At 74.9% G+C, this 13,443-nt stretch carries 11 protein-coding genes; 6 read left to right on the top strand and 5 right to left on the bottom strand.

Going from position 1 to position 13,443, the window contains the following annotated elements; translation table 11 throughout:
- Nucleotides 1–63: 63 nt before the first annotated feature.
- Nucleotides 64–2,325 (bottom strand): serine/threonine-protein kinase, encoded by a 2,262-nt coding sequence (locus LPU43_RS09185; protein ID WP_229399815.1) that lies wholly within the window; start codon nucleotides 2,323–2,325, stop codon nucleotides 64–66.
- Nucleotides 2,326–2,552: 227 nt separating this feature from the next.
- Here LPU43_RS09185 and LPU43_RS09180 point away from each other — a divergent pair, with 227 nt between their 5' ends.
- Nucleotides 2,553–4,136, top strand: coding sequence for an acyl-CoA mutase large subunit family protein (locus tag LPU43_RS09180; RefSeq protein ID WP_229399814.1), 1,584 nt, complete (start codon nucleotides 2,553–2,555; stop codon nucleotides 4,134–4,136).
- A 568-nt stretch (nucleotides 4,137–4,704) separates the two neighbouring features.
- The gene (locus LPU43_RS09175; RefSeq protein WP_229399813.1) at nucleotides 4,705–5,967 is read left to right on the top strand and encodes an amidohydrolase; all 1,263 of its coding nucleotides are present in this window, start codon (nucleotides 4,705–4,707) and stop codon (nucleotides 5,965–5,967) included.
- Here the strand turns inward: LPU43_RS09175 and LPU43_RS09170 are convergent.
- On the bottom strand, nucleotides 5,924–6,877 hold the full coding sequence (locus tag LPU43_RS09170; protein WP_229399812.1) for a DUF4349 domain-containing protein: 954 nt from the start codon (nucleotides 6,875–6,877) through the stop codon (nucleotides 5,924–5,926). The two genes, LPU43_RS09175 and LPU43_RS09170, sit on opposite strands and share 44 nt — an antisense overlap.
- Nucleotides 6,878–6,994: 117 nt before the next feature.
- On the opposite strand from LPU43_RS09170, the gene LPU43_RS09165 reads away from it, so the two are divergent.
- From LPU43_RS09165 to LPU43_RS09155, 3 genes are read left to right on the top strand one after another with little or no spacing between them, the layout of a single operon-like run.
- On the top strand, nucleotides 6,995–7,624 hold the full coding sequence (locus tag LPU43_RS09165; RefSeq protein ID WP_229399811.1) for an MBL fold metallo-hydrolase: 630 nt from the start codon (nucleotides 6,995–6,997) through the stop codon (nucleotides 7,622–7,624).
- 2 nt (nucleotides 7,625–7,626) lie between these two features.
- The gene (locus LPU43_RS09160) at nucleotides 7,627–8,790 is read left to right on the top strand and encodes a hypothetical protein (RefSeq protein WP_229399810.1); all 1,164 of its coding nucleotides are present in this window, start codon (nucleotides 7,627–7,629) and stop codon (nucleotides 8,788–8,790) included.
- A gap of 42 nt (nucleotides 8,791–8,832) precedes the next feature.
- On the top strand, nucleotides 8,833–9,789 hold the full coding sequence (locus LPU43_RS09155; protein ID WP_229399809.1) for a GNAT family N-acetyltransferase: 957 nt from the start codon (nucleotides 8,833–8,835) through the stop codon (nucleotides 9,787–9,789).
- Nucleotides 9,790–9,891: 102 nt separating this feature from the next.
- Here LPU43_RS09155 and LPU43_RS09150 read toward each other — a convergent pair whose 3' ends face one another.
- Entirely contained in the window at nucleotides 9,892–10,347 is a 456-nt protein-coding gene (locus LPU43_RS09150) for a gamma-glutamylcyclotransferase (RefSeq protein WP_229399808.1), read from the bottom strand.
- Between the two features lie 106 nt (nucleotides 10,348–10,453).
- Between LPU43_RS09150 and LPU43_RS09145 the strand changes: the two genes are divergently transcribed.
- Entirely contained in the window at nucleotides 10,454–11,857 is a 1,404-nt protein-coding gene (locus LPU43_RS09145) for an NAD(P)H-quinone dehydrogenase (RefSeq protein ID WP_229399807.1), read from the top strand.
- A gap of 13 nt (nucleotides 11,858–11,870) precedes the next feature.
- On the opposite strand, the gene LPU43_RS09140 is transcribed toward LPU43_RS09145, so the two are convergent.
- Nucleotides 11,871–12,704 carry an SDR family oxidoreductase gene (locus LPU43_RS09140; RefSeq protein ID WP_229399806.1) on the bottom strand — a complete coding sequence of 278 codons (834 nt, stop codon included), beginning with the start codon at nucleotides 12,702–12,704 and terminating at the stop codon, nucleotides 11,871–11,873.
- A 91-nt stretch (nucleotides 12,705–12,795) separates the two neighbouring features.
- The gene (locus LPU43_RS09135; RefSeq protein WP_229399903.1) at nucleotides 12,796–13,404 is read right to left on the bottom strand and encodes a DedA family protein; all 609 of its coding nucleotides are present in this window, start codon (nucleotides 13,402–13,404) and stop codon (nucleotides 12,796–12,798) included.
- Nucleotides 13,405–13,443 lie beyond the last annotated feature (39 nt).

The following is a 13,443-nucleotide window of genomic DNA, read 5'->3' as shown; positions in this document are numbered from 1 at the left end:
TCGCTCCGGGGTGACCCCGGAGCGGGCCTCAGCCGGCCGGGTGGGGCCCGGCCGGCGCGGCGCTCAGTTCGCGCCGCCGAGCTTGAACGACTGCACCATCCCGTCGAAGATCGGCTTGCTCTCGGCGAACCGGGCGTGGGTGGAGGAGAGGTAGAACGAGTAGACCTTGCCCTCGTGCACCACCCCGCGCCACACGCCGTGCCGCATGGCGTCGCCCTCGCCGCAGGTGTACTCCAGCTCGGCGGCGTCCCGGCCGTCGAGCTTCTGCGCGCTCAGCGCCACCTGGTTGTACGGCTTCGGGCAGGAGGTGGGCCTGGTGCGCAGGCCGTTCGCGGCGACCTCGGCCCAGCGCATCGACGTCGTGCTCCAGTCCTCGGCGAGGATGCGCACCTTGCGGCCGTTGTCCTGTGGGTCGACGAAGTCCACCCACACGCCGCCCTCGGCGCTGCGGCGCTCCCAGCCCTTCGGCACCCGCACCGTGACGCCCTTGGCGGACTGCTCCTCCATCTCCGGCGCCTGCGCGGCGGGCGCACCGGCGCTGGGCTGGCCCTGCGGGGTGGCCGGCGACTCCGGGTCGTCGCCGCCGAACAGGACGACCGCGCCGACCACCAGCAGCACCGCGAGGAGGCAGCCGGCCGCGGCGAGCCGCACCTTGCGCGGCAGGCCCTTGACGGCGGCGAGGGCCCCGCCGCCCTGCGGGGCCGGCGCGGGGGACGGCGCGGTCCAGGGCTGGCCGGTGCCCGGCACCGACCACTGCTGGCCGCCGCCGTACGTGCCGCCGGCCCGCTGGGGCGCGCCGCCGTAGCCGGGAATCGCCTGGGTGGCGTCGCGCTGGCCGACCGGTTGGGTGGCGTCGGGCTGGCCGACCCGCTGGGTGGCGTCGGGCTGGGCCGCCCGCGCCCCGGCGGCGAAGGGGAAGCGCTGGGTGAGGTCCGGCCGGACCCCGGCGGGCACCTGCTGGGTGGCGTCGGAGGAGGCCCCGTACGCCAGCTTCTGGGTGGCCTCCGGCGCCGCGCCCGCGTCGACCCGCTGGGTGGCCTCCGCCGCCCCGCCGTACGTCCGGCCGGTCGGCGCGGCCGGCGAGGGCGGAGCGGTCGGGGTGGCCGGCGCGGTCGGGGTGGCCGACTGCGGTGCGGCGGCCGGCGGGGGCACGGAGGGCAGCGGGGGCGGCGCGGGCATCGTCCCGGTGGGGGTGTGCAGCGGGCTGGCGCTGGTCGCCTCCGGCCCGGCGGCGCTCGGGGCGGCGGGGAGGGCCTTCGGCTTCTCGCCCTGGCGCAGCTTGGCCAGCCGGTCGGTCAGTGACTCGCCGGGGGCGAGCATCGCCGAGCCGCCGATCTGGCCGCTCGGCTTCGGCTTCGGCTCGGGCGCGGGCGGGACGACGGGGGGACGCGGCGTCACCGGCACCACCGCGTACGGGTCGGTCACCGAGTGGACGGCGCTGGCCACGCTGGTCAGCGGGCCGGCCAGCAGCTCGCGCAGCATCGTCCGGGCGGTGTGCACGTCGAGCCGGCGGGCCGGGTCCTTCTCCAGCAGCCCCATCAGCACCTGGGTCAGCGGGCCGCTGCGCTGCGGGGTGGCCGGCGGGTCCTCGACCACGGCGTGCATGGTCTCGATCGGGTCGCCCTTGTCGAACGGGGGCCGACCCTCGACCGCCGTGTACAGGGTGACGCCGAGGGAGAACAGGTCGCTCGGCGGCCCGAAGTCCTGCCCCATGGCCCGCTCGGGGGAGATGAAGTGCGGCGAGCCGAGCACCATCCCCGGCGTGGTGAGCTGCACGTCGGTGGAGAGCTTCGCCACGCCGAAGTCGGTGAGCACGCACCGGCCGTCGGAGCAGATCAGCACGTTGGCCGGTTTCACGTCGCGGTGCAGCACGCCGAGGGCGTGCGCCACCTCCAGCGCGCCGAGCAGGGCAATGCCGATCTTGGCGACGGCGCGGGGCGCGACCGGCCCGTCCTCGATCACCATGTCGGCGAGGCTGCGGGCGTCCAGCAGCTCCATCACGATCCAGGGGCGGCCACCCTCGGTGACCACGTCGTACACCTGGACCACGGCCGGGTGCTGGATGGCCGCGGCGGCGCGCGCCTCGCGCAGTGTGCGCTCGTACATGGCGTCGCGGTCGGTGGGGGCGAGGCCGGGCGGGAGGACGACCTCCTTCACCGCCACGTCACGCCGCAGCAGGGTGTCGTTGGCACGCCAGACCGTGCCCATGCCGCCGTTGCCCACCGCGGACCGGAGCGAGTAGCGACCACCGATGGTGGTGCCGGGTGCCGCGCGGCCGTGGGGTGGACTGACTGGTCCGCCGCTCCACGTCGGGATCTGAGTCACAGAAAAGCCACCGGGGGAAATCGAGGGGGCTGGGACACAACTCCCCTATCTTGCTGGTTCCGACGCCCGATGCGAAACCCGACGCGGCGGACGTTACCGAACTGGACCGTACGTCTCCGGCTTCCTCCCCTGCGGCCGGTGGTCGGGGCGGGTGCGCCCGGGGCGGCCGGCGGGGGTGTGCCCAATCCCTCACCCTCCGAACGGCCGTCTCGTCCTACCATCCGTTGATGAGCGAACCGCGGTCAAGCGAGTCCGGCTTCCCGATCAAGGGCGTCTACACGGAGGCGGACCTGCCGGAGGGCCTGGACGCCCGGCTGGGCGAGCCGGGGGAGTTCCCGTACACGCGTGGGGTCTATCCCACCATGTACACCTCCCGGCCGTGGACGATGCGCCAGTACGCCGGCTTCGGCACCGCCACCGAGTCGAACGCGCGGTACCACCAGCTCCTGCGGGCGGGCACGATGGGCCTCTCCGTCGCCTTCGACCTGCCCACCCAGATGGGGTACGACTCCGACGACCCGATCGCCCACGGCGAGGTCGGCAAGGTCGGCGTCGCGATCGACTCGATCGACGACATGCGGCTGCTCTTCGACGGCATCCCGCTGGACAAGGTCTCGACCTCGATGACCATCAACGCGCCGGGCTCGGTGCTGCTGCTGCTCTACCAGCTCGTCGCCGAGGAGTCGGGGGTGCCGGGCGCGGCGCTCAACGGCACGATCCAGAACGACATCCTCAAGGAGTACATCGCCCGGGGGACGTACATCTTCCCGCCGAAGCCGTCGCTGCGGCTGGTCGCCGACACCTTCGCCTACTGCCGGGCGGAGGTGCCGAAGTGGAACACCATCTCCATCTCCGGCTACCACATGGCCGAGGCCGGCGCGTCCCCCGCGCAGGAGATCGCGTTCACCCTGGCCAACGGCGTCGAGTACGTCCGCGCCGCGCTGGCCGCCGGGCTGGCCGTGGACGACTTCGCGCCCCGGCTGTCGTTCTTCTTCGTGGCCCGGACCACCCTGCTGGAGGAGGTCGCGAAGTTCCGCGCGGCCCGGCGGATCTGGGCCCGCCTCATGCGCGACGAGTTCGGGGCGAAGAACCCGAAGTCGATGATGCTGCGCTTCCACACCCAGACCGCGGGCGTGCAGCTCACCGCCCAGCAGCCCGAGGTGAACCTGGTCCGGGTCGCGATCCAGGGGCTCGGCGCGGTGCTCGGCGGCACCCAGTCGCTGCACACCAACAGCTTCGACGAGGCCATCGCGCTGCCCACCGAGAAGGCCGCCCGGCTGGCGCTGCGCACCCAGCAGGTCCTGGCGTACGAGACGGACCTGACCGCGACCGTCGACCCGTTCGCCGGGTCGTACGTGGTGGAGGCGATGACCGCCGAGATCGAGGCGGCGACGGTGGAGCTGATGGAGCGGGTGGCCGACCACGGCTCCGTCGTGGACGCCATCGAGGCGGGCTTCCAGAAGCGGGAGATCGAGCAGTCGGCGTACCGGATCGCCCAGGAGATCGACTCGGGCGAGCGGGTGGTGGTCGGGCTCAACCGGTTCACGATCGACGCCGAGGAGCCGTACGAGCCGCTGCGGGTGGACCCGACGATCGAGGCGGCCCAGGCCGAGCGGCTGGCCAAGCTGCGCGCGGAGCGCGACAACGGCGCCGTCGAGCGGGCCCTCGGCGAGCTGCGCGCCGCCGCCGAGGGCGCCGCGAACGTGCTGTACCCGATGCGGGAGGCGCTGCGGGCCCGCGCCACGGTGGGCGAGGTCTGCGGCACCCTGCGCCAGGTCTGGGGCACGTACCGCCCGAGCGACCGGTTCTGATCACATCCCCTGTTCCTCAGCCGCCGCGACCCCGGTTCCGCCCCTCGGAACCGGGGTCGCGCGCCGTTGCGCCCCGGACTACTGTCGGCGGCGGCGCGGGAGGCGCGGGCCCGGGTGGCCGCGAGGGGGCGCCCTCGACAGGTGTGTGCCACCCCGGGCGGTGGGTAAGCCAGTCCGGATGAACGGGACGGACAGCGTGTGCGGAGGCGTCCCGGCCCGTCGTGTCACCGTCGGGGATCGCCGGCCGCCGCGTGCGTCGGTTAATTGTCCGAGCGGCAGTTCGTTGAAGCGACCAATGCGACAATTCGGGTAGCGACGGCCCCGAATCGACGGCGATTTCGTGACCGCCGATCGGTTACGGGTTGTAGGAGGTGTGGGGCGGATGATGGCGTTCGACCGCGATCTACCTGCTGCCGCGCAGGTTGTCGGGACCGCCGACCAGGGCTTTCGTGACTCTGCGCGGTCCGATCACTACACGAATGATGTTGCACAGCGTCACCGGCGAAGGTCTAGGCTGTCTGCTGTCCTGCCCGATGATCCATCCATTCCTAGTGATCGAGAATTCGACGTGACGAGTGCGTTGACGCTGCCGCACGGCAGCCAACTGGCGCCGCCGGCCTGGCCGGATGCGCCCCCCGGGTCCGAGCCCCTGCCCTTCGAGCTGGACCATCTGCTCGCCCTACGGGTACCCGGCCTCGTCGCCACCCGCCGGCACCTGCACTCCCACCCGGAGCTCTCCGGCGAGGAGTTCGAGACAGCGGCCCTGATCGCCCGCGAGCTGTCGCTCGCCGGGCTGCACCCGCGCCTGCTGCCCAAGGGCAACGGGGTCATCTGCGACGTCAACGGCCGCCCGGACGGCCCCGTGGTCGCCCTCCGCGCCGACATCGACGCGCTGCCGCTGACCGACGTCAAGGACGTGTCGTACCGCTCCACGAAGGACGGCGTCTGCCACGCCTGCGGCCACGACGTGCACACCACGGTGCTGCTCGGCGTCGGGATGCTGCTGGCCCAGCTCGCCGACCTCGGCAAGCTGGACGGCCGGGTCCGGCTGATCTTCCAGCCGGCCGAGGAGATCCTGCCCTGCGGCTCGCTGGAGGTCATCGAGGCCGGCGGCCTGGACGACGTCGTGCAGATCTTCGCCCTGCACTGCGACCCCAACCAGCCGGTCGGCAAGGTCGGCCTGCGTGTCGGCCCGATCACCGCCGCCGCCGACAACGTCACGGTCCGGCTGACCGGCCCCGGCGGGCACACCGCCCGCCCGCACCTGACCGTCGACCTGGTCGACGCGCTCGGCCGGCTGGTCACCGAGGTCCCCGCCCTGGTCAGTCGCCGGGTGCCGGCCAACAGCGGGCTGCTGCTGGTGTTCGGCCACGCCTCGGCCGGCACCCAGTACAACGTCATCCCGTCCGAGGCGTGCGCCTCCGGCACCCTGCGGGTGATGGACCGCGCCACCTGGGACCAGGCACCCAAGATCGTCGCTCAGGTGGTCCGGGACGTCATCGCCCCGACCGGCGCCACGGTCGATCTGGAATACCTGCGCGGCCGGCCGCCGGTCACCAACGACGCCCTGGCGATCCAGGTGCTGACCGCCGCCACCCAGGCCGCGCTCGGCCCGGGCGGCGTCGCCGAGACGCCGCAGAGCATGGGCGGCGAGGACTTCTCCTGGTACCTGGAGCACGTCCCCGGCGCGCTGGCCCGGCTCGGCGTCGGCCGGTCCGGCCCCAACGTCGACCTGCACCGCGCGTCGTTCGACGTGGACGAGCGGGCCATCGGCGTCGGGGTCCGGCTCATGGTGCAGACCGCGTTGCGGGCACTCGCGGCGGCTCGCTGACGGTCGGCGGCACCGGCCGCCGCCGGCGCCGCCGACGCAGCACCACGAGCAGGACCGCCACCGGCAGGCCGAGCGCCACCGCGAAGGGCAGCAGCGCCCCGAGCGCGGTGAGCAGGACACCCACCGAAGCGACGAAGGCCGCCCAGCCGCCCCGCAGGCCCGCCAGGAAGCCGGTGCCGTCCTCGTCGCCCTGGGTCTCCGCCTGCGGCCCGACCAGGGTGAGGGTGATGGTGGAGAGCGCCGTCAGGTCCGCCAGGCGGCGCTTCTTCGCCTCCAGCGAGGCGAGGTCGGCCTCCCGCCGGGCCAGCTCCCGCTCGATCGTCACCAGGTCGGTGATCGAGTCGGCCTGGGACAGCAGCTTGCGGCCACTGTCGACCCGGGCCCGCTGGGTGGCGATCCGGGCGTCCAGGTCCACGGTCTCCTCGGTCACGTCCTCCGTACGGATCGACCGGAGCTCCTGCCGGCCCAGCTTCGCCAGCTCCTCCAGCACGGGGGCGAACCGGGCCGCCGGCACCCGCAGCTCCAGCTCCGCGCGGGCGTCGGCGCTGGAGCTGCTGCGCCGCTCGTCGCCGCCCACGAAGCCGCCGGCCCCGGTGGCCACGGCGACGGCCGACGCGGCGGCGGCGTCCACCTCGTCCACCCGCACGCGCATCGTTCCGGTGTAGACGATCGAGCGCTGGTCGACCCGCAGGTCGGGCGACCCGCCCCCGGCGCCGGCCTCGGCCGCGTCCTTCCCGGCGGCACCCTCCGGTCGGGCCTCGGGCGCGCCGGCCGGCGCCTCCTTCTGGGCCCGCACCCCCGCCGAGTCGTGCGCGCCGTCCCCGCCGTCCGAGCCACTGCACCCGCTCACCGCCAGCAACGCCACCAGGCCCGCCACCGCGAGCAGCCGGCCTCTCGAGTATCCGTGCATTCCCGCTCCGATCCTCCGCGCCCTCGTCGGGCGATACGTCAGACGTGGCGCGGCACCGCGCCGGTTCCGGCAGACTGCGCTGAAGGACATCACGATTCAGTCAATCGAGGAGTCACGATGCAGCTCACCAAGTACGCCCACTCCTGCCTCCGGGTCGAGCACGACGGCGGGGTCCTGGTCGTCGATCCGGGCGGGTTCAGCGACCCGGCGGCGCTGGACGGGGCGGACGCGGTGCTGATCACCCACGAGCACCCGGACCACCTCGACGTCGAGGCGGTCACCCGGCAGCTCGACCGCCGGCCGTTCCGCGTCCACGGCCCGGCGTCGCTGGCCCGCGCCCTCGGCGACGCGGCCGAGGTCCTCGACCCGGTCGCCGCCGGGCAGGCGTTCACCGCCGCGGGCGTGGCGGTGCGCGCGTACGGTGGGCGGCACGCCGTCATCCACCCCGACATCCCGGTGGTGGACAACCTGGGGTACCTGATCGGCGACGCCGTCTACCACCCGGGCGACGCGCTCGTGGTGCCCGACGACGTCCAGGTGGACACCCTCTTCGCGCCGATCCACGCCCCCTGGTCGAAGTTCTCCGAGGTGCTCGACTTCATCCGCGCGGTCGCCCCGCGCCGCGCCTACGCCCTGCACGACGGGCTGCTCAACGACAACGGGCTCGCCGTGCTCAACCGCCAGTACGCGGCCCTGTCCCGCACCGACTACCGGCGTCTCGAGCCGGGCAGCCGGCTCGACGCCTGACCGTGCCGCCCCCGCCGGACCTGGTCCGGCGGCTCTACTCCGAGCCGCCCGACCGGTTCGTCGCCACCCGGGACGCCGCCGTCGCCGACGCCCGCCGGGCGGGCGACCCCGCCGCCGCCCGGGAGATCGCCCGGCTGCGCCGCCCGACCGTCGCCGCCTGGCTGGTGAACCTCCTCGCCCTGCGCCGCCCCGAGCTGGTCGCCGACCTGACCTCGCTCGCCGAGGCCCTGCGCACGGCCCAGCGCGACCTGCGCGGCCCCCGGCTGCGGGAGCTCTCCGCCCAGCGGCGGGCGGTGGTCGCCGCCCTGGTCGCCGAGGCGCGCCGGCTGGCCGGGGAGGTCGAGGGCGCCCCGCCCCCCGGGAAGCTGCCGCTGGCCGAGGTGGAGGCGACGCTCAACGCCGCGCTCTCCGACGCCGACGTGGCCGAGCGGGTGCGCGCCGGCCGGCTGCTGCGGGCCACCAGCTACGCGGGCTTCGGCGAGGTGCCCCGCCCCCAGCTCCGGCTGGTCACCGGCGGCGACGAGGCCCCGCCGAGAGCCGGGCGGCCGGGCCGCGAGCAGGCTCCGCCGACGGCCGGGCGGCGCGACCGCGAACGGGCCGCCGGCAGGAAGGCCGACCGGGGGGCGGTTGCGGAGGAGAAGGCGGGGCGAAGGCCGGTTGCCGAGGAGAAGGCCGGCCCGGGGCCGGTTGCGGGGGAGAAGGCGGGGCGGGGCCGCGCCGCCGAACGGGAGGCCGAACCGAAGGCCGCGCGGGAGGAACGGCGGGCCGCCGAGCGCGACCGGGCGCGGCGCGAGCGCGCCGAGCGGGCCGCCCGCGCCGAGCGGGGCCGGCAGCGCAGGGCGCTGGAGCGGGAGCTGGCGAAGGCGCGTACCGGCCAGGAGCGGGCCGAGGCGGAGCTGGACGGTGCGGCGCGGGCCGAGCACGACGGCGCCGGGGAACTGGCCGACCTCGAACGGTCGCTGGCGGAGCTGGAGCGGCGGCGGGCCGACGCCGAGCAGGAACTCAGCCGGCGCAAGCTGGCCCGGCGCGCGGCGGAGCGGGCCCTCACCGCCGCCCGCCGGCGCACCGGGGAGGTGGAGGCGGCCATCGAGGCGGTCGACGCCGAGGAGGGGGCCGCGGACGGCGGTGCCGGCGGGACGCCGCCCCGACACCCGCCCGAGGCGTAAAAATGGGCGGCGCGCGACGAAGCGGGCTGTCAAGATCGGCCGGTGACCCTTCCCGTTGGCTGGAGCGCCCGCCGCCCCACTCTCGACGACGTGCCGGCGATCCTCGCGGTGGTGCACGCCGCCGACACCTTCGCCATCGGCCACCCCGACTTCGACGCCGACGATGTGCGCCTGGCCCTGACCGCGCCGTACGTCGACCCGGCCCAGGACTCCTGGCTCGGCCTGAACCCGCTGGGCGAGGTGGTCGCCTGGGCGATCCTGGACAACCACACCGGCACCGGGCGGGAGCTCGTCGACGTCTTCGTCGACCCGGAGACGGGGCGCGCCGCCCAGGCCCCGCTGCTGGACCGGCAGCTCGCCCGGGTCGCCGACCGCGCCGCCGAGCGGGGGCTGCCTGCACTCACCGTCCGCTGTCTCGTGTGCCCGCCGGAGCGGGAGTGGCTGGCCATCCTCACCGACCGGGGCTTCACCCACGCCAAGCGGTACGTCCGCATGCGCCGACCGCTGGCCGACCTGCCGGCGGAGCCGCCCGCCCCGCCCGCCGGGGTGACGATCCGCGAGGTGCGCGCGGGCGACGAGGCGGACCTGCGCACGTTCCACCGGATCTACGACGCGGCGTTCCAGAGCGTTCCCGACTACCAGCCGCTGCCGTACGAGCGGTGGCGGGCCCGCCTCGGCGACGGCTCCGCCTGGGACGAGTGGTTCGTGGCCGAGGTCGACGGCGCGCCGGCCGGCGTCCTCCAATCCTCCGACCAGGCGCGCGACCGGGACGAGGGGTTCGTCAAGAACCTGGCCGTGCTGCCCGGGCAGCGTCGGCGCGGGGTGGGCGGGGCGCTGCTGCGCCGGGCCTTCCACCGGTACGCCGCCAAGGGCCTCTCCTTCGCCGGCCTCGGCGTCGACCTGGCCAACCCGACCGCCCCGCTCTCCCTCTACCGCTCGGTGGGCCTGCGCGAGGTGCACAGCGTCGACATGTACGAGCTGGTCGTCCCCGCCCGCTGAGCCGCCGGGCGACCCGGTCGCCGTGTGGGATGGGCGACCCGGGGCGGGGCCGCCGGGCGGCCCGCTGGGCGGGCGGGTCAGACTGGGGGCGTGGGAGACGCGTTACGCCGAGGCGGTGCCGGTCGGGCGGGACCGCAGCTCGCTGACGTAGTCGTCGGGCGCGCCCGCCTTCTCGGCGGCATTCGCGATCTCCGACAGGTACCACGCCGTCGGCAGGCCGCCCTCGTACCCGTCGAAGACGTAGACCCACGCGGTGACGTCGCCGTCGAGGGTGGAGACCCGGACGTGCAGCTTCCGGTACGTCCCGGCGGTCACCCCCTCGATCTCGTCGAGCTGGGCGGCGTCGTACGGGTGGATGTCGTAGAGGGCCACGAAGACCCGGTCGCCGGGGGACTCGACGACGGTGCTGACCGCGCCCTCCCAGCCGATCGCGCCCTCGCCCGCGAAGGTGAGGCGCCAGCCTTCCAGCCAGCCGATGCCCACCATCGGCGAATGCGGACAGTAGGCGCGCATCCGGGCGGGGTCCAGGTTTGAGCCGTAGGCGGCGTAATGACGCACGGCGATGACGATAGCCCGGCGAGCGGGTGGGGGAGAATACGACGGTGCGTGTCGGACGCGCGGGAGAGAAGAAAGTCACCATGAGCATGGACGAGGGGCGGGAGCTGTGAGCCAGATCGTGATCATCGGCGGGGGGCCGGCCGGGTACGAGGCGGCCCTGGTCGCCGCCCAGCTTGACGCTGATGTCACCGTGGTGGAGGCCGAGGGGGCCGGCGGCGCCTGCGTGCTGTCCGACTGCGTGCCGTCGAAGACCTTCATCGCCAGCTCCGAGGTGGTGACCGGGTACCGGGACACCGAGGAGTTCGGGGTGCACTCCGACGGGCTGGAGGCGGTCACGGTCGACGCCCCCGCCGTGCACGAGCGGGTCAAGCGCCTGGCCCTGGCCCAGTCCGCCGACATCCACGCCAAGCTGGTGAAGGCCGGCGTCACCTTCGTCGCCGGCCGCGCCCGCCTCGGCGACGACATGCTCGGTCACACCCACCGGGTGCTCGTCACCCCGGCCGACGGGGCGGAGGAGTACTCGGTCGACGCCTCGACCGTGCTGGTCGCCACCGGCGCCACCCCGCGCCAGCTCCCCACCGCCCTGCCCGACGGCGAGCGCATCCTGACCTGGCGTCAGGTGTACGACCTGCCCGACCTGCCCGAGCACCTGGTCGTGGTCGGGTCGGGCGTCACCGGCGCCGAGTTCGCCAGCGCGTACCTGGCGATGGGGGTCCAGGTCACCCTGGTCTCCAGCCGGGACCGGGTGATGCCGCACGAGGACGCCGACGCGGCGATGGCGATCGAGCGGGTCTTCCGCTCCCGGGGCATGACGATTCTCAACAACTCCCGCGCCGAGGGCGTGCGGCGCACCGCCGACGGGGTCGAGGTCGAGCTGGCCGACGGCCGGCTGGTGCACGGCTCGCACGCGCTGATCGCGGTCGGCTCGATCCCGAACACCGCCGGCCTCGGCCTCGCCGAGTACGGCGTCGGGCTGGGCCGGGGCGGCTACGTCACCGTCGACCGGGTGTCCCGGACCAACGTCCCCGGCATCTACGCCGCCGGCGACTGCACCGGGGTGCTGCCGCTGGCCAGCGTCGCCGCGATGCAGGGCCGCATCGCGATGTGGCACGCCCTCGGCGAGGCGGTCCGGCCGCTGCGGCTGCGCACCGTCGCGGCGAACGTCTTCACCGACCCGGAGCTGGCCACCGTCGGCGTCTCCCAGGACGAGGTGGACGCCGGCCGCACCCCGGCCCGCCAGGTGATGCTGCCGCTGTCCGGCAACGCCCGCGCCAAGATGGACGACCTGGCCGACGGCTTCGTGAAGCTCTTCTGCCGGCCGGCCAGCGGCCAGGTGATCGGCGGCGTCGTGGTGGCCCCGAAGGCCAGCGAGCTGATCCTGCCGATCACCATGGCCGTGGAGAACAACCTCACGGTCAACGAGCTGGCGCAGACCATCACCATCTACCCGAGCCTCTCCGGCTCGATCACGGAGGCCGCCCGCCAGCTCATGCTGCACGAGCTGGAGTAGCCGGCGGCGGAGGTCAGCGGAAGGCGTCGGCGTGGTCGGCCGCCCACTGCCCGTACGGGCGGGCGGGGTGGCCGGTCACCGACTCGACCGTGGTGGTGACCTGCTCGGGGCGGTCGACGAAGGCGGCCCAGCCGTCGAGGGCGGCGTCGGCGAAGGCGGCGTCGCCGAACGCCCCCGCCAGCATGGCGTGAGCCTCGTCGCGGGGCATCTCCGCCCAGCGCAGCTCGCGGCCGATCACCCGGCCGATGGCGCGTACCTGCTCCTCCTGGATGACCGTCGCCGGGCCGCTGAGCAGGTGGCGGGCGCCGAGATGGCCGTCTGTGGTCAGCGCGGCGGCGGCCACCTCGGCGATGTCCCGTTCGTGGATCAGCGATCGGGCCGCGCCCCCGTACGGCCAGCGGACCACGTCGCCGGCGCGGATCTGATCCGCCCACGCCAGGGTGTTGGCGGCGAAGCCGGTCGGGCGCAGGAAGGCCCAGTCCGCCCCGGACTCCTCGACGGCCCGCTCGACGATTCCCCAGAACGACTCCGGCTGCTCGGCACCGGGCGCGGAGAGGTAGACGATCCGGGGCACCCGGGCGGCGAGCGTCCGGGCCACCTCGGGGGCGAGGCGGCGGGCCAGAACCGGGTCGGTGGAGGGCCAGATCAGGAAGGCCGCGTGGACACCGGTCAGGTGCGGGGCGAGCGACGCGGGTTCGGTGAGGTCGGCGGCCACCACCTCCACGCCGGCCGGCAGGCCGGCGGCGGCGGGATTCCGGCTGACCGCCCGGACCGGTTCGCCGCGGGCCGCCAGGATCGACACCAGCTCCCGCCCGACCGTGCCGGTCGCCCCCGTTACCAGGATCATCGTCGCCTCCCCGTCCGATCGGGCGTCGCTCGCCCGCTGTCCTGAGACGGTAGGACTTGAAGCGCGCTTCAGGTCAAGACGGAGAGTTCGATCAGTCGGTGGGGGCGTCGGCGCGGGTGTTGCGGGTGCCGAAGGCCGTCATCGCCCAGCCGGCCGCCGCGAAGCCGGCCGCCGCCGCCCCCGCGATCACCAGGAGCTGCCAGGCCGACTCGGTGAGCGCCCGGCCGCCCAGGTGCCCCACGAGCGCGCCGTACGCGGCCCAGGCCGACGCCGCCAGCGCCTCGTAGCCGAGGAAGAGCCGGTACGGGTAGCGGCTGCGGCCGGCGGCGAAGCAGGCGGCCATCCGGCCGCCGGGCACGAAGCGGCAGAGCAGGATCACCAGCGGCCCCGGGCGGCGCAGCCCCCGGGTGACCCGGCCGGCCATCCGGCGGGCCCGGCCCGGCTCGGCGCGCGGGGGCCGTCGGCGGTCCGGTACGCGCCGGCTGATCAGGTAGCAGGCCAGGTCCCCGACGAAGACGCCGAGCGCGCCGACGCCGATGGTCAGCGGCAGGCTCAGCCCGCCGTACACGGTGAGGGCCCCGCCGGTGATCATCACGGCCTGGGTGGGGATGACCGGGACGAACGCGTCGGCCGCGAGCAGCCCGAGCAGCACCAGGTACGCCCAGAGCGGCGACGCGACCCCGGTGAGGAGTTCAAGCACGACTGCCACCTCGCCGGATCCTGCTGCACGGGCGTACCG

Origin of the sequence: Micromonospora okii (genome assembly GCF_020884795.1) — a bacterium.
Classification (GTDB): Bacteria; Actinomycetota; Actinomycetes; order Mycobacteriales; family Micromonosporaceae; genus Micromonospora; species Micromonospora okii.
Note: the sequence above shows the minus strand (reverse complement) of the source record. Positions and strands in the feature narration are given on the sequence as shown.

Excerpts from the sequence above, each read along its gene's own strand:
- LPU43_RS09180 (WP_229399814.1), top strand. The coding sequence starts at position 2,553 with ATGAGCGAACCGCGGTCAAGCGAGTCCGGCTTCCCGATCAAGGGCGTC.
- LPU43_RS09170 (WP_229399812.1), bottom strand. The coding sequence starts at position 6,877 with ATGCACGGATACTCGAGAGGCCGGCTGCTCGCGGTGGCGGGCCTGGTG.
- LPU43_RS09165 (WP_229399811.1), top strand. The coding sequence starts at position 6,995 with ATGCAGCTCACCAAGTACGCCCACTCCTGCCTCCGGGTCGAGCACGAC.
- LPU43_RS09140 (WP_229399806.1), bottom strand. The coding sequence starts at position 12,704 with ATGATCCTGGTAACGGGGGCGACCGGCACGGTCGGGCGGGAGCTGGTG.